A 19,811-nucleotide genomic window follows, 5' to 3' on the forward strand; every position below is an offset into this window, starting at 1 on the left:
CGTGGCCCGGCCTGCCAAGGGCTCCCCTGCTAGGAAAGACTCCCGCCGGGGAGGTGGCACGCAAGTGCCGAAAGGGAACAGGCTGTCTGCGCAGCAGACTGAGAGGCCTGCCGGGCCAGCACTCTTTAGTTCGCCGTCACCATGCCGGAGTAGCTGGACACGCTCTCAACGCGCACCATGTACTGCTCCACCAGACGCTCCGCCGCGCGCATTCCTTTCCAGCCCACGGAGGCGCGCTGGTTCAGCGGGTCGTCGCCGTAGCCCAGCTGCTTGACGATGTGCTCCAGGCCGCCGCCCTCCAGCTCGGTCACGCCGTAGGCGTGGGCACCCAGCACCAGCGTGCCAAAGACAGCCAGACCGGTGGGGCAGGTCTCATCCCGCCAGATCTTGGCCTCGCTGGTCTCCACGAAGCGGATGTTGCCCAGCTTGCCGATCTCACCGCGGTACATGGTGTCCGGGTCGGCATACTTGTGCACCTCCACAAACTCCTTGCTGGTCTTCAGGTCGTAGGCCGCATAGGGGTGGATGATGGCAATGTAGCTGTCACCGATGGGGTCCGCGTTCATGGCCCCCAGCTGCGCCGCGGCCCGGAAGAAGATCTTCGGGGTCAGGGTGCAGGTCTTGTCCAGCGCCTTGCGGCTGTTCACGGCCGTCTCGGTACCGTCCTCCGCCACCTTGGGCACATAGAGGACATTGGTGCCGCCTGCCAGCACGTCGCGGGTGATGCTGTCCATGGTGCGGCCCGCCTGGCTGGCCAGCACGCGGGTGGCCTGCACCACATTGTTGTCAATGGCCGTCATCTGGAGCACATCGGTCAGCGGGGTCCAGCCGCCATACTGGTGCAGGTCGCTGGTGATCGTGGTCACGTTCAGGGTCTGGCCATTGGGGGTCACGCCCTCCGTCAGAGGCGTGGAGGCCTTGGGCAGGCTGTCGTACTTGCGGAATTCAATGGTCTTACCGCCGTTCTGGGGCACGGGGTAGTAGTCCGCAAACTGGTCATGCACAAGGCGGGGCTCTGCCTGGTCGATGAGGCGCTTCTCGTAAAAGGTCTTCATCTCCTTGGTCATGGTGGCCGTGGTGTTGTTCAGGCTGGCCGACGCATCCGCGAACCGCTGGAGATCGATCTTCATTTCGTAGTTTTTCATGTTGTTCGTCCTTTCTGTATAGTCAAAATGATTTTTAAAAGAGGGAATTCCCTCTTACATTGATTCTTGGCTCCCCTGATAGGGGAGCTCCGCAAGGCGCTGGCGAAGCCAGACCGCAGCGTTGAGAGGTAAAACTTGATTTGCACCCCATGCAGCGCCTGCCGCTCCAGCGCTTCCCGCTGGGCCCGGGTCATGCTGGCCACGTCCGCTCTGGTCACCGCCGCGCTGCCGGGGCGGGTGCCGTTTTCCGCCGGGCGGGAGGCCCGCTGCCGGATCCGCTCCACCACCCCCTGCTCCACGGTCCGGGCTGTCTGGCGCAGGGCATCGCTGTAATGGGCAAGACGGTAGGCATCCCCCAGCCGCATCCCGGGCAGCTGCATCAGGCGGCGCATCTCCGGGTCCCGCAGCTCTGCTTTCAGGGAGAAGCCCGGCACGTCCCGGCGCAGCAGGGCTTCCTCCGCCGCCCACTGAGCGTGCAGATGCTCCACAAAACCACGGCCCGGCGCGGGCAGACGGGGCGGCAGGCGTGTTTCCGGCACTTCCGGTGCTGTGGGCTTTGCCGCCGGTTCCGGCTGCTCTGTTTCCCCGGCTTCTTCTGCCACTGCTTCCCGCGGCGGCTGCGCCGGGGCCTCTGCCTCCGCTGCTTTCATCGTGCCCGACGCAATGGCCTGCTGCTGTTGAGCGCGGCTCAGCGCCGGAGCAGAAGCAGGCGGTGGGGCGGCACCGCCCTCCCCCTCCGCAAACAGCTGCAGGTCCACCATGCACTGCTCCCCGCGGCCGCTCAGGTCCGCAAAGCGCACGTTGTCCGGGTAGCGCTCTGCCAGCAGGGCAAAACCTGCCTTGGCAAATTCAAATGCTCCCTCCACCCAGGGCTTCCGCGGGGCAGCCGCTGTCACGGCCAGGCGCGGGCCCTCCGGCTCGTCCCAGGCATCGCTTTTGGCGCTTTCCTCCCCGGCCAGCAGATAGACCAGCGTCTGCATCAGGGTGCTTGCCCCGGCGCACACGATGTCCTGCCCGGCCGGGGCATAGCCCGCATGGCCCGCCGCTTCCAGCCGGAGGGTCGGGCCGCTGGGGCCGTCCAGTTCGGTATAGGTCACTTTGATCATGAAACCGCTCCTTTCATCGCTCTTGCCGCTGCCGCCGTGCTCAGGTTCTCTCCCGGGCCGCTCAGGGGCCCTTGTTTCAACTGCACCAGCTGGCTCTGCAGCTGCTCCAGCCGCTGGGCCAGCGTGCCGTTCTGGCGCACCCGCTGGCGGACTTTTTCAATGCCCTCAAAATCCATCATTTCCAGCGCCGCCAATGCCGCGTCCGCGTTCCGCGGGGCAAAGAACCCCAGCTGGTAGCACTCTTTTGCCGTCTCATTCTGGGAGAGGCGGCTGAACGTTGATTTCTTCTCCGCGCTGACCACGATGTCAAAAACGGGCTCCCGGCTGCCAGCTCCACACCGCCCACACCGGGCAGAGCCTGTGCCCGGAGCGCCGCGCCGGAAAAGTGCACGAACTCGCTCCGGCCCGTCTCCCCGATGATCCGGAATATCCGCTCCTCGTCGTAGAACTGCCGCATCAGGTCCATGATGAGGTAGCATTCTTTGGCAAAGGCCCGGTAAGCGCTCTTGAGCATATCACGGGAGAGCTTGCTGCCCGCCTCCTGCAGCGCCGCAATGGCCGAAGCCGCCGTCACGCCGCCCGCGGTGCCGCCCTGGGTCATGTCCCGGTTGCCGCTGATCTCTTTCAGCTCCTCAATGCGGCTGTTGCGGTAGCTCAGGCTGTTGCCCTGCAGGCCGGTGGTCTGTAAGGGCCGGAAACTGTCGTCTCCCAGCCGCCCCACCACATGCACGATGTCCCGGGAGAAGTCCGCCAGCTCTTCCTCGTTCACCCCCGCCGCGTCGCTCAGCACATACCGCTGTTTGGAGGAGAGCAGGACGTTCTCGTCCATGGCGTGGTTCATCCGGTCAATGGCGGTCTGGCACTCTTTCATCACGTCGATGTACCCAAAACCCGCCGGGCTGTCCTCCTCCACAAACAGCGGGTCAAACACAAACGGATACTGGCCGTGGTCGTAAAAACCGCGTCCGGCGTATTCCGGGTCGTTCTCGCTGGCGTAGAGCACCACCCCGTTGCAGAACTTGCAGTAGTGGAGCACCCGGCGGCCCTCCGCGTTCCGCTTTTTGTAGTACCAGTCCACCACCACGCTCTTGCCGTTGGTGTCCAGCCCGCCGTCGTGGAGATAGTGGGGCACCTCCAGCGCACTGGTGCTGTGACCCTCCAACTGGGGCCAGCGCTCAGTCAGCTGGTCCGTGTCTTCCAGGCTCAGGGAGAAAAAGTTGGGTGACGCCTGGATATCGTCCACGCCCGGCTCCCAGTAGAGCATCAGCAGGTTCATGGGCCGCACCGTGATCTCACCCACACCGCCCCGCTGTTCCGGGTCCCAGAACACCCCCTTGACGCCGGTGCCCTGCTTGAGCTTGCGCCACCAGGTGTCGCTGTACACCTGCTCATAGTCCGCCTGTTCCAGCACCACAGGCAGCACGCTGGAAAGCACCCGCGCGGTCTGCTCATCGTCCGGGGCCCGGGGCAGCACATTGGGGGCCGGGTAGTTGTCCATGGCGTCAGCATGCTTGTTGGCAATGGAGTTGAACAACCACCCGCTGGACGGCTGAGGCTTGCCCTCCATCATGGGGTTCTGGTAATTTTTCCAGTGCCCCATCCGGAACCACAGCTCGTTGTCCACCAGCCGTTGATCCAGCGCCGCCTTGCCGACCTTGTACTTCTGCAAGATCTGCTCTGCCCGCGCCACCTCCTCCGCCCCGATGGGCGCTTGTCGGTCCATAGCTCTGTCATTTGTACCTCCGTTTCTAAAATTGTTTTTCTTTGTTACCATCCTTGCCCTCTCCGTCATTGTTTCGCAATGCCACCTCTCCCAGAGTGAGAGGCTTTGGCAGTTCGTAAAATTCCCTCAAAACGCTATGCGTCTATATAAAGCGAAACCTCTTTGCCAAGGGCTCTCCCTTTGGGAGAGCTGGACGCCGTCAGGCGGCCTGAGAGGCTAGCCCGCTGCCCTTTATACCCTATAAACCCTCGCCCTTTTGTGCAGCTCCAGCGGGTCATCCCGGAGGGGCGGCACCGTCTTCTGCCGGGGCGGCGCGATGGGATGTTCCATCAGCACATAGCGGCACTCGTCGTAAATGTGGTCTTCCTGCCGGGTGTCGATGTCCTCCACATTGCTCTCGTCGTACACCAGGTTCGGGATGGTCCGGATGAAATGCCGACAGGTGCTGAACACCTGAAACATCGGCCTGCCCTCCCCGTCAAAGGCCAGCCGGTAGTGGAACTGCATCTTGCCCGCCAGCCGGGTGTGGTCGCCGGGCCGCCAGTGCAGGAAATTGGGTGCCCGCTCCATCATCGCCGCGATGCTCTCGCCCCGGCTCTCGTCAAAGATGGCAGGGTCCGCGATGCCCTGAATGACCCGCCCCCGGAGCAGCGGGTCGTTCTGCTCCACTTCCCGGATTTGTCTTGCCTGCTCCACCGGGTCGATGCGCAGGCCCTCGTTGGGGCGTCCGGTGCAGCCGTACAGCTCCTTGACGCGGTAGAGCCGCCCCTCTTCGTCCGCCGCGTACCATCCCACCGAGAACGGCTTGGAGAAACCGAAATCGTAACCCCGGTAAATTTTCCAGTGCTTCGGGATGGCAAACGGCGCAATGACATGGGTCCAGCGCTGGTCCTCATAGTGGGCCGGGTCGTTCCGCCACTCGGTGAACACCTGCCCCTGAAAGCTGTCCCAGCTGCCGTAGAGCAGGGCCTGCTTTTCCGCTTCCGGCAGGCTGGCCAGAGCCGCCAGATAATCCGGATCGTTTTCCAGCAGGGCCGGGTTATCGAACACGCTGGACGGGATGAACACCCGCGCCCGTTTCAGTTTTTTCTCCGTGCCGTCCGGCATCCGCACCGGGTATTCTTCCACGATGGGCGTACCGGGCGGGGCCGGTGTGATGAACCGGGCCTTGACCCAGCCGTGCCCCACCCCGCCGGGGTTGGTGGTGGCCCGGAGATACACCCGGGTGCCCGGGCCGGTAGGGCGGTTGCGGCTCATCAGGTAGCTGTACTCTTCCCATTCAAAGTGGGTGAGCTCATCAAAGCCGATAAAATCAAAGGCCTTGCCCTGATAGTTCGTCCGGTCTTTGGTGTACTGCAGGGAGCCAAAATAAATCTTCGCCCCGCTGGGGAACACCCACACATGGCTGGTGGCGTTGTACTGCGCCCCGGGGAATGCCCGGCGGTAGTACAGCTGGCTTTTGTCCACAAGGTCGGTCAATTGCGGGTAAGTCTTGCGGAGGATGAGGGCTCGGTAGTGCGGGATGTGCACCTGCCGCAGCGCCTCGATCACCAGCGCGTCGCTCTTGCCGCCGCCTGCCGCCCCGCCGTAGAGGGCTTCCGGCTCCGGCCGCCGCATAAATTCCAGCTGCCTCGGCTGGGGCCGCCAGACCACGGCGGCTCTTTTTGGTTCACTCATGCTTCCTCCACCGACGGCAGCAGCACCACGCCGCAGACCGTGCCCTCAGCCTCTACGCCCTGCTCGTTCAGCGCCCTCGCCACCGCGGCCAGGTCTTTTAAAACAGCGGTGGCTTCTTTCAGTCCCTTGAAGCTGCCGGGGTCTGCCGGGCCGTCTTTGTCCGCTGCCTTTCTGGCCGTTTTCTGCCGGGCGTTCAGCTCCCGGACTTCCTGCGCCAGCAAGGTACTCAGGGTGTCGGTGGCCCGCTGTAAGCTTTCCATGCTCTTACTGGCGGGCTGTTTTGTCTGCCCCATCCTGGATTCTTCACTTCCTTTCCTGTTTGGCTTGGCAACAGGATACCATAGTGTTCCGCCCCCCAACAGCGCACATTTTTCAGATACTTTTTGCTTATTTTTGATTCAATTATCCAAACTGTATAACAAGAGTGTATAAAAACCTCCCTGCCTGTGTTCTTTTTCACAAGCAGGGAGGTTTCATGCTGTATTTATTTTACAAAAGCCGCTTAAAAATCGCGCATTCTTTCCGAGGTGCTCTTACAGCGTCTCCACCCGGTCAAACAGGCCCTTGGCGGCTTCCACAGCGTCCTTGCTGCCAAACGCCACCCGGACGCTCTTTGCCATCTGCCGGGGCAGAGCGGCGGCCTGGGCTTTCAGGGTGTCGGCGTCCACGGCGCAGAGGGCGGCACGGTCGGCCGCTGCCATCCCGTCAGTGATGCCGCAGAAATACCGGCGGTCCAGCTCCTTGGCCTGGGCGTAAGGCTTGCGGGGCGTGTCGAGCTTTGCCACCGTGCCCACGATGAACTCGTTCATGTCCTTTTCGGTGTAGTCCCGCGCGGCCAGGTCTGCCGGGCCCTTGGCAAAGGTGTCATAGCTCTCGGTCAGGTGCGGGTCACGGTAGGTGTAGAGGTACTCCACGCCATCCCGGGTCAGCATCCCGGTGCCGTACGCACCGCCCACCTCGCGGATATGGTGCCACAGATACTCGTAGCTCATCACACGGGCCAGCACCTTGCGGGCAGCGCACCGCTCCATGGGCCAGACCAGCAGGTCGTAGTTCACGCCGCCGTCAATGATGAACGCCTCGTTCACCGGGGCCGTCAGCTCCTCGGTGTAGGCACAGGCCGTGCCCCGCTCCGCCTCTGCAAAGGCACTGCCCGGCAGCAGCTTCCGCAGGGTGTCCAGCCCGGCCTCACTGCCATGGAAGCTCACGGTCAGCTGGGCGTGGTGCAGGATCTTCTCCCGCAGGGCCTCAAATTTGGCCCCCACAGCGGCCCAGTCGGCCTTTTCCAGCAGCTCGCACAGGAAATGATACGCCGTCACGCCGCTCACCCGCTCGGTCAGGGCGTTCTCCACGGTAAAGTGTGCCCCGGCGCGGACGGCCGCATAGCTGTTGCCCTGCTGGATGAACTGCTGTTCCATGTTCAGCTTCTGCTGGCTCAGCACCCGGGCATAAGCGGCCTCGGCGCCTGGCCCGGTCAGCCGGGTCTCGTACAGCCACTCGCCGCCCAGCTCCACGGCCTTTTCCAGGCTCCGCTCCAGCAGGCTCATGCTCAGGGTCAGCTTGGTGTGGCAGGGGCTGCCCGCCTGCCGTCCGGTCCAGATGCTCAGAGCCACGCTGCTGTTGCCCAGCCAGGTGCCGCGCAGGGTGTTCAGCTCCCGGGCCGTGTGGCGCGGGGTGTCCAGCTCGTCCAGCACGTCGGTCAACAGATCGAGATACTGCATTTCTTCCGGCGTCAGGCTGCCCAGGTCGTAGTAGAAATTCAGATAGGTGCTGCCCGCCGAGGGGTGGTGCAGCAGGGTAGCTCCGGCCAGCTGCTCTTCCCCGCCCGCGGCGCTCTTTTCCCCGCTGCCAAGATCGGCCACGGTCAGCGGGTGCTCCAGCACCAGCTTGCCGTCCACACGGGCAGCCTGTGCCTCTTCCTCTTTCTTGGGCAGGGTCGGCACCTGGGTCACCTGCACCGGCTCTGCCGCAAACAGGTCTTTCAGCAAAGCATCGAACCAGCCCTCGGCCAGCTTCTCCCGCAGGGAGGCAAACAGGCTGTTGGTGTGCAGCAGCATGGCCGGGTCGCCGGTGTGCAGCCAGCCCGTGGCCGCGTTGATGGCGTCCAGCACGCCGTCCGGGATGCTGCCCGGCCGCTCCAGCGAAGCAAACTCCGCCGCGTTCAGAGAGGCCAGCAGCAGGTCTTCCGGGATGCCTTCAGCCAGGATGTCGTCCACGGCTTTCCGCACGCCCGCGGCAAACCGGGCCGCCGTATCCTCGGTGGCACCGCGCAGCACCAGCTCCAGCGTGGGCTGTAACGTGCTGTCGTCAAACCCGATGTCGATGTCCGCGCCCAGCTTCTCGTTCAGCAGGGCCGCTTTCAGCGGGGCCTGATTGGAGCCCAGCAGCGCGTCCAGCAGGATCTCCACGCCCAGCTGCCGCTCCCGGTCTGCAAAGGCTCCGGTATACCAGGCCAGAGCGCACTGCACCTCGTCGGCCTCCGGCTTCTCGGTGTAGTAGGGGATCTTCACCTGCACGCCCGGCTGCTCGTCCTGCATCGTCAGGCGGGGGCGGCTGGTGCCCTTGGGCATCTTGCTCAGGTAGGCCTCGTCGAGGAATGCCAGCGCCTCCCCCATGTTCAGGTTTCCGTACAGGGTGATGCAGCAGTTGTCCGCGCTGTAGTGGCGGTGGTACACCCGCTTGTACTTCTCATAGGTCAGCGCCGGGATGGAAGCCGGGTCGCCGCCCGAGACAAAGCCGTAGGCCGTGTCCGGGAACATGGCCCGCTCCAGCGCGTTCTGCAGCTGGGCGTCCGGGGAGGCCAGAGCGCCCTGCATCTCGTTGTAGACCACGCCGCTCACGGTGCCGTCCTCGCCCCGGTGCCAGCCCTCCTGCTCAAACACGGCCTTGTCCACCATGGCCAGCGGGCAGAACACTGCATTGAGGTACACGTCCATCAGGTTCTTGAAATCCGTCTCGTTGGGCGTCGCAAAGGGGTAAACGGTCTTGTCCGGGAACGTCATCGCATTGAGGAACGACGCCATGCTGCTCTTGAGCAGCTGCAAAAACGGCGATTTGACCGGGTACTTCTCACTGCCCGCCAGCACCGAGTGTTCCAGGATATGGAACACTCCCGTGTCATCGGACGGGAATGTCCCGAACCCGATGCCGAACGCCTTGTTGTTATCGTCATTTTCCACCAGCAGTACCGACGCCCCGCTGACATCATGGGTCAGCACCGTCAGGGTGCCGTGCTGCTCCGGGCAGTCTTCCTGCTTCACCAGAGTGTAACCGGGATATTGCTTCATCGCTGTTTCTCCTTTGGTTTTTATTTTTTTGCCTTTATTGTATCATTCTTCCGGGTAAAACACAACAAACCAAAAACGGCAGCCTCCCGCTCCCGGGAAGCTGCCGCTCTGTCTTTTAATTTACGCTGTCGGTAATGACCCCCGCTTTGCACGACACCCTGAACAGCACAAAGCCCACCACAAACAGCACAATGAGGGAACCGACGCCCACATTGGCGCTGCCGGTCAGCTGGCTGCCCACGCTGACGATCATGGTGCCCAGGAACGAGGCCCCCTTGCCGCAGATGTCAAACAGGCCGAAGTATTCGCCGGATTTTTCCGGCGGGATGATCTTGGCAAAGTGGGAGCGGCTGAGGGCCTGCACGCCGCCCTGGAACATGCCCACGATGACGGCCAGCACCCAGAACTGCCACTGCCGGGTCAGGAAGAACGCAAACACCGCAATGCCCGCGTAGGCCGCGATGCAGACCGGGATGAGGGCCGTGGACGGGTATTTCGAGGACAGCCGCCCGAAGATGAGCGCTGACGGGAACGCCACGATCTGGGTCAGCAGCAGGGCCAGCAGCAGACCCGTGGTATCCAGCCCCAGTGCCGTGCCATAGGCCGTGGCCATATCAATGATGGTATACACGCCGTCGATGTAGCAGAAGAACGCCAGCAGGAACCAGAACACCTGTTTATCTTCCGGCAGGTGGCGGATGGTGTGCCCGATGCGGGCAAAGCTCTGGCGGATGGCGTGCCGCTCCACCTCCACATAGTGCAGCTGTTTGTATTGGTTCAGCAGCGGCAGCGTGGTCAGCAGCCACCAGAACGCCGTGATCAGCAGAGCCAGATCCAGTGCTTTCATCTGGCTGATGCCCAGCTTGTCCGCCCCCAGCACAAGGCCCAGACAGGCCACGAACGGCACACAGCTGCCAATGTAGCCCCACGCGTAGCCTTTGGAGGAGACTGCGTCCATCCGTTCTGGGCTCGTCACATCGCTCAGCATGGAATCGTAATAGACAAGGCTGCCCGAGAAGCCCACCTTGGCAATGACAAAGATGACGAGGAACGGCAGCCAGGCGGACATCTTGCCCATGGCAATGCAGCCCACGATGCCCACCCAGACGCAGAGCAGAAAGATGGGCTTTTTGAAGCCTTTCGTGTCCGCCAGAGTGCCCAGGATCGGGCTGAGGATCGCCGTGATGATGGTCACCACCGAGCTGGCGTAGCCCCAGTAGGCCAGATACTCCACCGACGACAGCCCGCCCGCGGCGGCCAGCGCGTTGAAGAAAATCGGGATGAGGGTGGCCACCATCAGCACAAAGGCCGAGTTGCCCACATCGTACAGGATCCATGCCCGTTCCAGCCCGGTGAGGCGGAATTTCTGCTTGCTTTCTTTTTCCATGTTGCCCCTCTCAGTTTTCCCCAAAGGTGTGCTGGTAGGCTTTGTCCAGCGGCGCTTCGGTCTGTAATGTATCGCAGTATTCCAGAATCAGCCGCTCGGCCAGCGGCAGGGCTTTCTGGTACAGCGCATCCAGCTGCTCACAGCTCTCCGCACAGGCGGGGTTGGGCTGCGGGTTTGCCACCAGCCCGTGCAGGCCCTCGTACCTGCCCACGGCTTTCATGCCTGTCAGCACCACCCAGCGCTTGGCCGGGCTGGATGCCAGCAGCAGCTTGTGCACGGCCACCATCCTTTCATGGCGTCGTAAGCCTGCAAAATGGTGATGCCCTGATAGAACGGCGCGATCACTTTCGCCCGCTCCATGCTGGGGTGGATGTGGCTGGCTGTCAAAAAATGCAGCGGGTCTTTGCCATCCCGGCGGAGGAGCATGTTGTCAAACTCCGTTTCAATTTCGCAGTGGCTCACGCCGCTGTCCCGGACATCCTGCTCCACGCGGGGGTGGCAGGTGGAGTCCAGCGCAAAATGGCAGAGGAAGCCCAGCGCGTAGGCCAGCGCGGCGTCTCTATTTTTCGCTTTGTTCACCACGCCCCGGGCCCGCTCGAAGAAAACCGCTCCCGGCTGCTCGTGCATGGCGTTGCCCAACGCGCTCACCGGGGTAGATTTTGCCGCGTGGTAGTAGAACAGCAGGTCCGGCCCGTGCAGGCCGATGTCATACAGCTCCCGGTAAGGAGCAATTTTTTCCTGCAATTCCGCGGGCAGGCGTTCCAGAACATCCGCGCCAAAGCGTCGGTGTGCATAGGTGGATGGCATAACAAAGGCCTCCTTTATTTTACAGCTTACAGCTGCGGCAGCTCGTTTTTCAGGCCGCGGTCCATCAGGGCGCGGACGGCCTCGGCAGCGCTCATGCCGTGGTTGACGATGGCGTCCACCGTCTGCACGATGGGCATTTCCACCTGATATTTTTCGGCCAGCTCCAGCGCGGCGGGCAGGGCGTTCATGCCCTCCACCACCATGCCGACCTCTTTCACGGCCTCCGCCGGGCTCTTACCCTTGCCAATGAGGATGCCCGCCCGGTTGTTCCGGCTGTGCATACTGGTGGCAGTAACGATGAGGTCTCCGATGCCGGCCAGGCCCGCAAAGGTGTGGACATTGCAGCCCATGGCCACGCCCAGCCGGGCGATCTCCGCAATGCCGCGGGTGATGAGGGCGGCGCGGGCGTTGTCGCCGTAGCCCAGGCCCGTGGAGATGCCCACGCCCAGGGCGATGACATTCTTCATGGCACCGCTCAGCTCCACGCCCTTGATATCCGGGTTGGTGTAAACGCGCATGCAGGTGTTGTTGAACACCTCCTGCACATACCGGGCGGCCTCCTCGTCCGGGCTGGCCGAGACGATGGTGGTGGGCAGATCAACCGCCACTTCCTCCGCGTGGGTGGGGCCGGAAAGCGCCACCAGACGCACGCCCTTGGGGCCGCCCTCCTTGCCCAGCTCGTCGGCCAGGATCTCCGTCATGGTCATCAGGGTGTCGGGCTCCACGCCCTTGGCCACATCCACGATGATCTGCCCGTCGGCCACATAGGGCCGGGCCTTGGCCGCCGTGCCCCGCACGAAGACAGACGGCACGGCAAACATCAAAATATCCTTGTCCGTGCACACTTCCTCCATGCTCTTGGTAAATTTCAGCTCCTGCGGGATCTTCATACCCGGCAGGTTGGGGTGGACGCGGGTGGTGGAGAGGCTGTCGATCTCCTGCCCCAGCGCCGACCACACCAGCACATCGTTTCCGCTCACGCACAGCATCCGTGCCAGAGCCATGCCCCAGGTGCCTGCACCCAGGATGCCAATTTTCCGTTTTGTCACGTTCTTGTCCTCCGTTTCCGCGCGCCGGGCAGAGCGCCCGTTCGCGCGGCAGTTTCTATGCAAAAAATAGTTCCGATATTTTAGTGTTCTACACCCAAGCCCATTTTACACGAAAGGCTGTATCCCGTCAACTCTCTGGCAGGCTGCACAAAGTCCGGTGGTGTTTTTCAGCGGTTTTGTCTATCGTATGCGATTTCATAACGACCAATTGCATCCATCGGAAATTCATGTTATAGTATTCTGGTAGGTTTTGTAGGTTTTTCAAAAACCCTTTGACCTCAACACAGGTTGATCCTGTATACTCTGCTTCATCGTCACATTTTCTTTAAAAGAGGATTTCAAAAAGCTTATGTTTGAGTCATTCCTTGCCAACCGCACCGTCGGCGTGCTGTGGGAGGCCCTGCCCCGTATCTTATCAGCGGGCCTCACCATGACCATCCCCCTCACGCTGATCTCGTTCTCCCTCGCCATGGTCATTGCCGTGGCGGTGGCTCTGGTGCAGTATGCCCATGTGCCGGTGCTGAGTCAGATCGCCCGGTTTTACATCTGGGTGGTACGCGGTACCCCGCTGCTGGTGCAGCTGTTCATCATCTTTTACGGCCTGCCCGGCGTGGGCATCATGCTGGACGCGTTCCCGGCTGCCGTCATTGCCTTTGCGTTCAATGAGGGTGCTTACTGCGCCGAGACCATGCGCGGCGCGCTGGAAAGCGTGCCCCAGGGCCAGCTGGAGGCCGGTTCCTGCGTGGGCATGACCTGGGCCCAGATCATGCGCCGCATCGTGCTGCCGCAGGCCCTGCGCACCGCCGTGCCCGCCCTCTCCAACTCCCTCATCGGCATGATCAAGGACACCTCGCTGGCGTCCAACATCACGGTGGCGGAGCTGTTCATGGCAGGCCAGCGGGTGGCCGCCCGCACCTATATCTTCCTGCCCATCTACTGCGAGGTCGCCGTGGTCTACCTGCTGTTCTGCACCGTCATCACCAAGCTGCAGAGCCTGCTGGAGCGCCAGCTGAACGCCCGCGGCTTCCAGTGAGAAAGGAGTGGAGCGTATGGCCATGTTAGAAGTGCGGGATCTCCGCAAATCGTTTTATACTTACGCAAAACCCGGCCTGCAGGCCGGCATCTTCCACAAGCCCGGGGCCCGCAAGGTAGTCAGCCAGCTGGATGTCCTCAAGGGCGTGGACCTCACCGTCAACAAGGGCGATGTCGTCGCCATCCTGGGCCCCAGCGGCTCGGGCAAGACCACGTTCCTGCGCTGCCTCAACTTTTTGGAAACAACCGACAGCGGCACCCTGATCTTTGACGGCGAGCAGTTTGACCTGGGTAAGATCACCAAGGCCGACATTGCCCGCCTGCGCAAAAAGACGGCGTTCGTCTTCCAGAATTACAATCTTTTCCGGAACAAGACCGCCCTGCAGAACGTCACCGAGGGCCTTGTCATCGCCCGCAAGATGCCCAAAGCCCAGGCCGACGCCATCGGGATGAAGATGCTGGAAAAAGTCGGCCTGGCCGACCGAGCCGATTCCTACCCCCGCCAGCTCTCCGGCGGCCAGCAGCAGCGGGTGGCCATTGCCCGGGCTCTTGCCACCGACCCGGAAATTCTTTATTTTGATGAGCCCACCTCCGCCCTGGACCCGGAGCTGACCGGTGAGGTGCTGGCCGTTATGCGGCAGCTGGCCGAAGAGGGCATGACCATGCTGGTGGTCACCCATGAGATGGGCTTTGCCCGCGGCGTCTCCTCCAAGACGGTCTTCATGGAAAACGGCGTGGTGGTGGAGGCCTCTCCCTCGCAGGAGTTCTTCGCCCACCCCAAAGAAGAACGCACCAGAGAATTTTTACGCAAAATTGAACATACGAACTGAAAGGAATCCAATCATGAAAAGAAGAACCTTTATCTCTCTGATGAGCGTGATGGCAGCGGCAGGCGTGCTGAGCCTGAGCGGCTGCTCTTCCTCCAATAACCCCGCGGCTTCCACCGCTGGCACTGCCGCCTCCAGTGCTGCCTCCGCAGGCGGCGACCTGCTCTCCACCATCCAGAACCGCGGCACCCTCATCGTGGCGCTGGAAGGCGCATGGCAACCCTGGAGCTTCCACGACGCGGACGACACGCTGGTGGGCTACGACGTGGAAGTCTCCCGCGCCATTGCCGAGAAGCTGGGCGTGGAGCCGGAATATGTGGAGAGCGATTGGGATAGCCTGTTTGCCGGCATGGACGCTGGCCGTTATGACATGGTCTGCAACGGCGTGGAGGTCACCGAGGAACGCTCCAAGACCTACGATTTCACCACGCCTTACGGCTACATCCACACCGCGCTCGCCGTCAAGAAAGACAACGACAGCATTACCAGCTTTGAGGACCTGGACGGCAAGACCACGGCCAACAGCCTGGCCTCCACCTACATGGAGCTGGCCGAGAGCTACGGCGCTACCGTGCAGGGCATCGACACGCTGGAAGAGACCATCCAGCTGCTGACGGCAGGCCGCATCGACGCTACCCTGAACGCCGACGTCTCGTTCTACGATTACCTCAATGTCCATCCGGACGCGGACTTCAAGCTGGTGGCATTCACGGAGGAAGCTTCCCACGTTGCCATCCCTCTGCGCAAAGGCGACGAGACCGCCACCCTGCTGGAGGCCATCAACAACGCCATTGAGGAGCTGCGTGCCGATGGCACTCTCTCCGAGCTGGGTGAGAAATATTTCGGCCAGGATATTTCTTCCGAGAACTGATTTTTTGATTTTGACAGCACAAAAGGCAGCCGCGTTCGCGGCTGCCTTTTTTCGCGCGTTAAATCGTCTCGCGGTACACTTCCAGATACACGCTCTGGCGGGACTCGTACAGTTTGCGCCGAAACTCGGTGCAGAAATCCGGGTCGTCGAACAGCTCCACCACCGCCGGGGCGTAGCGGCTGCCCTTTTGGGCCCGCAGCTCCTCGATCAGCTTTTCCAGCGGCTTTGCCGCCGTGTAGCACCGCCCGATGTTGTCGGTGGCCGCGTCCAGAGAGTCGGCCACGGTCAGGGCGTCCACAATGGGCTTCATGTTCTTCGGGCAGGGCGGCTGATCTTTCGGGTAGCCTCCCTGGCCGTCATAATATGTATGATGGTAGAGTGCCGCCAGCGCCAGGTCGCCTTTGTGGCCGATCTTACACAGCAGCTCATAGCCAAACGCCGCGTGCCACTGCACGCAGACAAATTCCTCATCCAGCAGGCGGCGGGAGTTGTTGCCCACATACATGGTCACCATGCTCTTGCCGATGTCGTGGTATACCCCGCACTCATAGGCCATCGTGCAGATTTCTTCACCGTGCTGCTGCACCGCTTCCACGGTGTCGTACCCCATGGTGCCCACCATGGCCTCAGGCTTCTTCCACAGCAGCCGCCGGACAAAAAAGCAGGTCAGGTTGGCCACCATCAAAGAGTGGACATAGGTCGGCTTGTGGGCCGCCAGCATGTACACCAGCATGTTTTTGCGGTAGGGCCGCTCCGCGACTGCCTGCATCTCCACCAGTTCCCGCACCGCGTTGCTGGCCACACGGGGATACTGGTTCACAGGCAGATCGTTCAGGTAACTCACGCTCTTGCTGAACATTTTTTCCAGCCGGCAGGCGTACTGGGGCTTTTCCTCCGGCGGAAGCGCGGCCTCATAATAAAACAGGGAGGAGAGGCTGGTCAGATTGTTGTTGATGCCCGTGGGCGAGTAGTCTTTCGGGTCCACCTTTTCAATGACCTCCAGCAGCACGTCCACTACCTCGCGGGCCGGGCAGCGCCCGGCGTGGTAACGGGCCGCCGCGTAAAAATAGCCCAGCCGCCAGTTCTGCAGCCGCTCGTCGTCCGTCTGGTTCTTCGCCTGCTCCCGGTGGATGTACTCCGCCGATTCCAGCACCTTTTCCGCGATCTCCGGGTCCTTAAAATCCCGCAGGTAAGCCAGCAGGGTCATCCGGTCCATGTGCATGGCATACTCAAATTGATCCCAGGGGATGGAGGGGTCCAGCTTGCGGTAATAGGGCGAGCGGATGACCCCCATGGCCTTGTCGAACACTTCCATGTAAGCTTCGCAGTCGGCATGGCTGTGGCGGGACATGGCCATCCGGCTGTTGCCCAGGCACCGGATGATATAGCTCTTGGTCTCCAGGTCAAATCCCTCGTACCGGGCCATGTAGGAGGCTCCCTCCTGGAAGTATCCCCGCACCTGTTTGCCCAGAGGTTGATGCTGGAATCATCGCCCCGGACATTCATGTAATGCATGGTCACGCCGGCCCAGTACAGTTCCCGGATGATAGCCCGGTCATCCTGTTTCAGGCGGGCGTAGTCCAGCAGCAGGGCGTGGATCTTATAGGCAATGCCGCTGTCCTCGCTGTTGGCGTAGTTGAACAGCTTGCCCGCGAACTCGGAAAGGCCCGCGGCTTCCTCCTCCGTCAGGTTTTCCGCCCGGCGGGAAAAGATCACTTCGTCCAGGATGGCATTGCTCTGCTGCATCAGCGTGTAGGACTCCGCCGCGTTCTGCTTGATCTCTTCCAGCAGGTCGGCGGCTTTCATTCCGGCGTGGGCTTCCGGGCGCGCGAGGGCACGGACCCGGCGCAGGTTTTCAATGTACCGCGTATACCGTTCGTCTATTCCCGGAAGCCCCCTTTCTGCGGCGATAAAATCGTTTGCCTTCGTTATTTTTTAATTTTGACAATTTTTCATAATATTGCGTTTTATTATACCCGGAATCAAAAATGTTGTCAATTCCCCCCATCTAATATTATTTTCACCCGGAACAATGGCCCACAATTTTGCCAGATTTTCACTTTTCTTTTTGTCTGGATTGCTGTTTTTCTCCCACATACAAAAAGAGAGCCGCTTCCGCCCGTGCAGCGGCTGCAGCTCTCTTTGCAAAATATCCTTTTGTTGCCGTGGGTCAGTTGCGGTAGCAGCGGTCCTGGGTCACAAGCCAGTCCTCGCAGCGGCTCTGGGCCTCCTCCACACTGCGGCTCACGCAATGGAAAAACGCCCCCTGCAGCGAGCGGTAGGAGTAGCTTACTTTGGGCACGCCGTTTGCATCCTTGATCTTCTCACAGCGTTCCTGTCCGGGCATCAGATAACATTGTTCCATGTTGCACTCTCCTCACAGTATTTCGCGGCCTGCCGCAAACAGGCTTATTCTATCACGTTTGAGCTGCGGAGGCTATGCGCTCTTTTACCAAAAAGAACGCAGGATTTTGTGGGAGAATGCGTATTGACAGCTTTTTTGTGCTTTGTTACGCGGTTTTCCGTTTCTTCCGACCCCACCAGAAACCACAGTAGACTACAAAGACCGGGATGGCCGCCAGCGTCACAGTCCGGCTCAGGGAGTAGCCATCGGCCTGGTAGACAAAATCAACGCGGTTGGTCCCTGCCGGACAGAGCACCGCCATCAGGCCCTCGTCCACTTCCACGATGTCGGCCTGCTCCCCGTTGACATAGGCCGTAAAGCCATCGTCATAGGGCACGGAGAAGAAGACAAGGTTTTCCCGGGTCAGGTTGATCTCGGCATGGAAGCCGGAATTCGTCATTTCAAACACCCGGCTGGCCGTGGCCCGGCGGGCATCACAGTCCTCCACATAGGTGTCATAGTAGAGGTCGTTCAACCGTTCCTCGGGCAGGGGTTGCAGGTACTCGCTGTAGGTTTCGGCATCCTCGTCTTTCAGCACCAGCGCCCGCATCAGCAGATTGGAGCGGGTGGTCTTGATGGTGTTCTCGTACTGGTTCTCGGTCAGGTAGTAATCGTAGGTGAACCCCATGGGGACGTAATTCTCGTTCTCATACAGCAGGTAGCCGTCCCGGGTGTCGTAGTAGCTCCAGCCCTCGTCGGCCTCCGCGAGGAAATCCTCCTGATGTTTCCGCGTGGTCAGCAGATATTTCACACTCAGCAGCCCCCGCAGGGCGTAGTTGGAGAGCTCCGGCTCGCTCCGCACGTCCCGCTTGACGCCCAGTGCCGGGTAAAAGCTCAGGATGCTGGGGGCTGCCGTGCTGCCAAAATATTGCAGGCAGCTCTTGTCCAGCCAGAGGCCCAGGTTATCGTGGGTCTTGTAGGTGTCAACGCGCCAGTCACCCGCGGGGAGATCTTCTTTCAGCTTGAGGGCGTTGGTGTACTCCTCCACCAGGTCGCTGTCGGTGTTCCACTGGCCGAACTTGCCAATGCCGATGTGCACCACGCTGAACGCGCAGGCAAAGGCCAGCGTGGCCGCCAGCAGCCGCCGGGCAAACACTTTCTGCCCCTGCCAGCGCCCGCAGAGAAAGCGGTACACCAGCAGCCCGCCCAGGCCAAAGGCGAACACCGCCGCGAACTGGCCGGGGTTCTGCAGAACGCCCAGGCTCCACTGTTTCGTCTCGCTGTCCTGCACCGGGACCACGGCAAAGGCCAGGGTGGCCACCATCAGCCAGCCAATGCCCCGGGCCGGGGCATCCAGGTCGGTGTCCGGCGCTTCCAGCGCGCAGGCCGTCATGGCGCAGAGGATGAGCACCGGCATATAGTACCAGCGGGCATAGTAGCTGGAGTTGAGGGCATAGAACGCGCTGTTGAGGACGGGCACCAGCGCAAACACGGCGCAGGTGGCCACGATCCGCTTTTTGCTGTCCCCTTTCCGGGCCCGCCAGTAGGCCATGGCACCGGCCAGGCTGCACAGGGGCAGGTAGGCGGACATGCTGGTCCACTTGATGACGCCCTCGGACCAGATGGAGGTCATATAGGGCGAATCCGGCGGCAGGATCCAGCTGACCAGAATGGCCAGATACTGCTGGACCTTGGAATAGGTCAAAAAGCCCCAGCCGGAGGAGAGGTCGATGGTGCGGGGGTTCTGCAGCACCGAGAGCACCGCCGGCCAGAGCAGGATAAAGCCCAGCGCCACGCCCAGCAGGCTTTCAAACGCCAGACGCGCAAAGAGCTTCGGCGTCAGCTTCACATCCCCGGCGCTGACTTTGCAGACAAAGTAGATGACCAGGAAGAGCACCTGCCCCACAAAGAAGAAATAGTTGTTGAGCAGGTTGAGCGCCACCCAGAACGCAAAGGGCCCGTGGCGGTGCTCATACATTGCTTCGTCCAGCGCGGCCAGCATCCAGGGGAAGAGGGCTACCACGTCAATAAAGTGGTTGAAGAAGATGTTGTAGACCGAAAAGCCGGAAAACGTATACAGGCAGGCACCCAGCACCGCAAAATTCGCGTTCTGCACATAGCGGCGCAGGTAGCGGTACGCGCCGCCGCCCGCCACGGCAAACTTGAGCACCAGCAGCGGCACCATCAGGTAGGGCAGCCACTGCTGCGGGAAGATCAGCGAGAACCAGAAAAACGGCGAGCCGTACAGGTAGAACGAATAGGCGTTCATGGCACCGCTGCCCAGGTCCGTGGCCCAGGAGAACGTATTGGACGCCGCCCCGGCCAGCGGGCTGTCCGGGTAGCCCAGCCCCTTGACAAAGCCGTTCATATACCGGTAAAAGCTGATCTGCTGGCTGTTGAAATCGCCGGCATAGTGGAAAAAGCCGCCGTCCAGAATGTAGAACGGCAGGAAGAACAACGCCGCCGTCAGGGCGCACAGCCCCACTGTCAACCAGAAGCGGTCACGCTGACGCCCCGGCAGGCGGAGACGGCGAGAAGTGAGAGAATCCATGGTAA

Annotated in this window: 18 protein-coding genes; 3 read left to right on the forward strand and 15 right to left on the reverse strand. The window is 61.6% G+C overall.

Annotated features, from left to right (window positions below; all coding sequences use genetic code 11):
• Positions 1–125 precede the first annotated feature (125 nt).
• The 11 genes from DXA70_RS10130 to DXA70_RS10170 all read right to left on the reverse strand — a co-directional run bounded on the left by DXA70_RS10130 (position 126) and on the right by DXA70_RS10170 (position 12,181).
• A complete protein-coding gene (locus DXA70_RS10130) occupies positions 126–1,130 on the reverse strand; it encodes a N4-gp56 family major capsid protein (protein WP_128118418.1) in 1,005 nt (334 codons plus the stop codon).
• An 11-nt stretch (positions 1,131–1,141) separates the two neighbouring features.
• Positions 1,142–2,251 carry a ribosomal-processing cysteine protease Prp gene (locus tag DXA70_RS10135; RefSeq protein ID WP_128118401.1) on the reverse strand — a complete coding sequence of 370 codons (1,110 nt, stop codon included), beginning with the start codon at positions 2,249–2,251 and terminating at the stop codon, positions 1,142–1,144.
• Positions 2,248–2,430, reverse strand: a complete 183-nt coding sequence (locus tag DXA70_RS14545) for a hypothetical protein (protein WP_243001295.1) — start codon at positions 2,428–2,430, stop codon at positions 2,248–2,250. Before DXA70_RS14545 ends, DXA70_RS10135 begins: the two co-directional genes overlap by 4 nt.
• Complete coding sequence (locus DXA70_RS10140; RefSeq protein ID WP_243001296.1) at positions 2,427–3,974, reverse strand: hypothetical protein; 1,548 nt, start codon at positions 3,972–3,974, stop codon at positions 2,427–2,429. Before DXA70_RS10140 ends, DXA70_RS14545 begins: the two co-directional genes overlap by 4 nt.
• A 231-nt stretch (positions 3,975–4,205) precedes the next feature.
• Positions 4,206–5,651, reverse strand: coding sequence for a phage terminase large subunit (locus DXA70_RS10145; RefSeq protein ID WP_022256666.1), 1,446 nt, complete (start codon positions 5,649–5,651; stop codon positions 4,206–4,208).
• Positions 5,648–5,944: a hypothetical protein gene (locus tag DXA70_RS10150; protein WP_022256667.1), complete on the reverse strand. Its 297-nt coding sequence runs from the start codon at positions 5,942–5,944 to the stop codon at positions 5,648–5,650. Before DXA70_RS10150 ends, DXA70_RS10145 begins: the two co-directional genes overlap by 4 nt.
• A gap of 240 nt (positions 5,945–6,184) precedes the next feature.
• Positions 6,185–8,938, reverse strand: a complete 2,754-nt coding sequence (locus DXA70_RS10155) for an insulinase family protein (protein ID WP_128118402.1) — start codon at positions 8,936–8,938, stop codon at positions 6,185–6,187.
• Between the two features lie 115 nt (positions 8,939–9,053).
• Positions 9,054–10,325, reverse strand: coding sequence for an MFS transporter (locus DXA70_RS10160; RefSeq protein ID WP_128118403.1), 1,272 nt, complete (start codon positions 10,323–10,325; stop codon positions 9,054–9,056).
• Between the two features lie 10 nt (positions 10,326–10,335).
• Entirely contained in the window at positions 10,336–10,602 is a 267-nt protein-coding gene (locus tag DXA70_RS14550) for a hypothetical protein (RefSeq protein WP_243001297.1), read from the reverse strand.
• On the reverse strand, positions 10,551–11,132 hold the full coding sequence (locus DXA70_RS10165; protein WP_243001298.1) for a zinc dependent phospholipase C family protein: 582 nt from the start codon (positions 11,130–11,132) through the stop codon (positions 10,551–10,553). The genes DXA70_RS14550 and DXA70_RS10165 overlap by 52 nt, the downstream gene beginning before the upstream one ends.
• 26 nt (positions 11,133–11,158) lie before the next feature.
• Positions 11,159–12,181, reverse strand: coding sequence for an NAD(P)H-dependent glycerol-3-phosphate dehydrogenase (locus DXA70_RS10170; RefSeq protein WP_278321335.1), 1,023 nt, complete (start codon positions 12,179–12,181; stop codon positions 11,159–11,161).
• A 349-nt stretch (positions 12,182–12,530) separates the two neighbouring features.
• Here DXA70_RS10170 and DXA70_RS10175 point away from each other — a divergent pair, with 349 nt between their 5' ends.
• From DXA70_RS10175 to DXA70_RS10185, 3 genes are read left to right on the forward strand one after another with little or no spacing between them, the layout of a single operon-like run.
• On the forward strand, positions 12,531–13,214 hold the full coding sequence (locus DXA70_RS10175) for an amino acid ABC transporter permease (RefSeq protein WP_128118405.1): 684 nt from the start codon (positions 12,531–12,533) through the stop codon (positions 13,212–13,214).
• Positions 13,215–13,230: 16 nt separating this feature from the next.
• Positions 13,231–14,043 (forward strand): amino acid ABC transporter ATP-binding protein, encoded by an 813-nt coding sequence (locus DXA70_RS10180; protein WP_022256673.1) that lies wholly within the window; start codon positions 13,231–13,233, stop codon positions 14,041–14,043.
• 13 nt (positions 14,044–14,056) lie between these two features.
• Positions 14,057–14,911 (forward strand): transporter substrate-binding domain-containing protein, encoded by an 855-nt coding sequence (locus DXA70_RS10185; RefSeq protein WP_128118406.1) that lies wholly within the window; start codon positions 14,057–14,059, stop codon positions 14,909–14,911.
• Positions 14,912–14,969: 58 nt separating this feature from the next.
• On the opposite strand, the gene DXA70_RS15495 is transcribed toward DXA70_RS10185, so the two are convergent.
• From DXA70_RS15495 to DXA70_RS10200, 4 genes are all read right to left on the reverse strand, one after another.
• Complete coding sequence (locus tag DXA70_RS15495) at positions 14,970–16,226, reverse strand: HD domain-containing protein (protein ID WP_347553545.1); 1,257 nt, start codon at positions 16,224–16,226, stop codon at positions 14,970–14,972.
• Entirely contained in the window at positions 16,115–16,717 is a 603-nt protein-coding gene (locus tag DXA70_RS14560) for a hypothetical protein (RefSeq protein WP_243001299.1), read from the reverse strand. The genes DXA70_RS15495 and DXA70_RS14560 overlap by 112 nt, the downstream gene beginning before the upstream one ends.
• 364 nt (positions 16,718–17,081) lie before the next feature.
• Complete coding sequence (locus DXA70_RS10195; protein ID WP_022256676.1) at positions 17,082–17,276, reverse strand: DUF3873 family protein; 195 nt, start codon at positions 17,274–17,276, stop codon at positions 17,082–17,084.
• Positions 17,277–17,421: 145 nt separating this feature from the next.
• Positions 17,422–19,806 carry a YfhO family protein gene (locus DXA70_RS10200; protein ID WP_128118408.1) on the reverse strand — a complete coding sequence of 795 codons (2,385 nt, stop codon included), beginning with the start codon at positions 19,804–19,806 and terminating at the stop codon, positions 17,422–17,424.
• Between the last annotated feature and the right edge of the window lie 5 nt (positions 19,807–19,811).

It is taken from the genome of Faecalibacterium sp. OF04-11AC (genome assembly GCF_003460645.1).
GTDB classification, from domain to species: domain Bacteria; phylum Bacillota; class Clostridia; order Oscillospirales; family Ruminococcaceae; genus Faecalibacterium; species Faecalibacterium prausnitzii_I.

Excerpts from the sequence above, each read along its gene's own strand:
- DXA70_RS10195 (WP_022256676.1), bottom strand. The coding sequence starts at position 17,276 with ATGGAACAATGTTATCTGATGCCCGGACAGGAACGCTGTGAGAAGATC.
- DXA70_RS14560 (WP_243001299.1), bottom strand. The coding sequence starts at position 16,717 with ATGAAAGCCGCCGACCTGCTGGAAGAGATCAAGCAGAACGCGGCGGAG.
- DXA70_RS10175 (WP_128118405.1), top strand. The coding sequence starts at position 12,531 with ATGTTTGAGTCATTCCTTGCCAACCGCACCGTCGGCGTGCTGTGGGAG.
- DXA70_RS15495 (WP_347553545.1), bottom strand. The coding sequence starts at position 16,226 with ATGGAAGTGTTCGACAAGGCCATGGGGGTCATCCGCTCGCCCTATTAC.
- DXA70_RS10200 (WP_128118408.1), bottom strand. The coding sequence starts at position 19,806 with ATGGATTCTCTCACTTCTCGCCGTCTCCGCCTGCCGGGGCGTCAGCGT.
- DXA70_RS10145 (WP_022256666.1), bottom strand. The coding sequence starts at position 5,651 with ATGAGTGAACCAAAAAGAGCCGCCGTGGTCTGGCGGCCCCAGCCGAGG.
- DXA70_RS10160 (WP_128118403.1), bottom strand. The coding sequence starts at position 10,325 with ATGGAAAAAGAAAGCAAGCAGAAATTCCGCCTCACCGGGCTGGAACGG.
- DXA70_RS10180 (WP_022256673.1), top strand. The coding sequence starts at position 13,231 with ATGGCCATGTTAGAAGTGCGGGATCTCCGCAAATCGTTTTATACTTAC.
- DXA70_RS10150 (WP_022256667.1), bottom strand. The coding sequence starts at position 5,944 with ATGGGGCAGACAAAACAGCCCGCCAGTAAGAGCATGGAAAGCTTACAG.
- DXA70_RS10130 (WP_128118418.1), bottom strand. The coding sequence starts at position 1,130 with ATGAAGATCGATCTCCAGCGGTTCGCGGATGCGTCGGCCAGCCTGAAC.
- DXA70_RS10140 (WP_243001296.1), bottom strand. The coding sequence starts at position 3,974 with ATGGACCGACAAGCGCCCATCGGGGCGGAGGAGGTGGCGCGGGCAGAG.
- DXA70_RS10155 (WP_128118402.1), bottom strand. The coding sequence starts at position 8,938 with ATGAAGCAATATCCCGGTTACACTCTGGTGAAGCAGGAAGACTGCCCG.
- DXA70_RS10185 (WP_128118406.1), top strand. The coding sequence starts at position 14,057 with ATGAAAAGAAGAACCTTTATCTCTCTGATGAGCGTGATGGCAGCGGCA.
- DXA70_RS10135 (WP_128118401.1), bottom strand. The coding sequence starts at position 2,251 with ATGATCAAAGTGACCTATACCGAACTGGACGGCCCCAGCGGCCCGACC.
- DXA70_RS14545 (WP_243001295.1), bottom strand. The coding sequence starts at position 2,430 with ATGATGGATTTTGAGGGCATTGAAAAAGTCCGCCAGCGGGTGCGCCAG.
- DXA70_RS10165 (WP_243001298.1), bottom strand. The coding sequence starts at position 11,132 with ATGCCATCCACCTATGCACACCGACGCTTTGGCGCGGATGTTCTGGAA.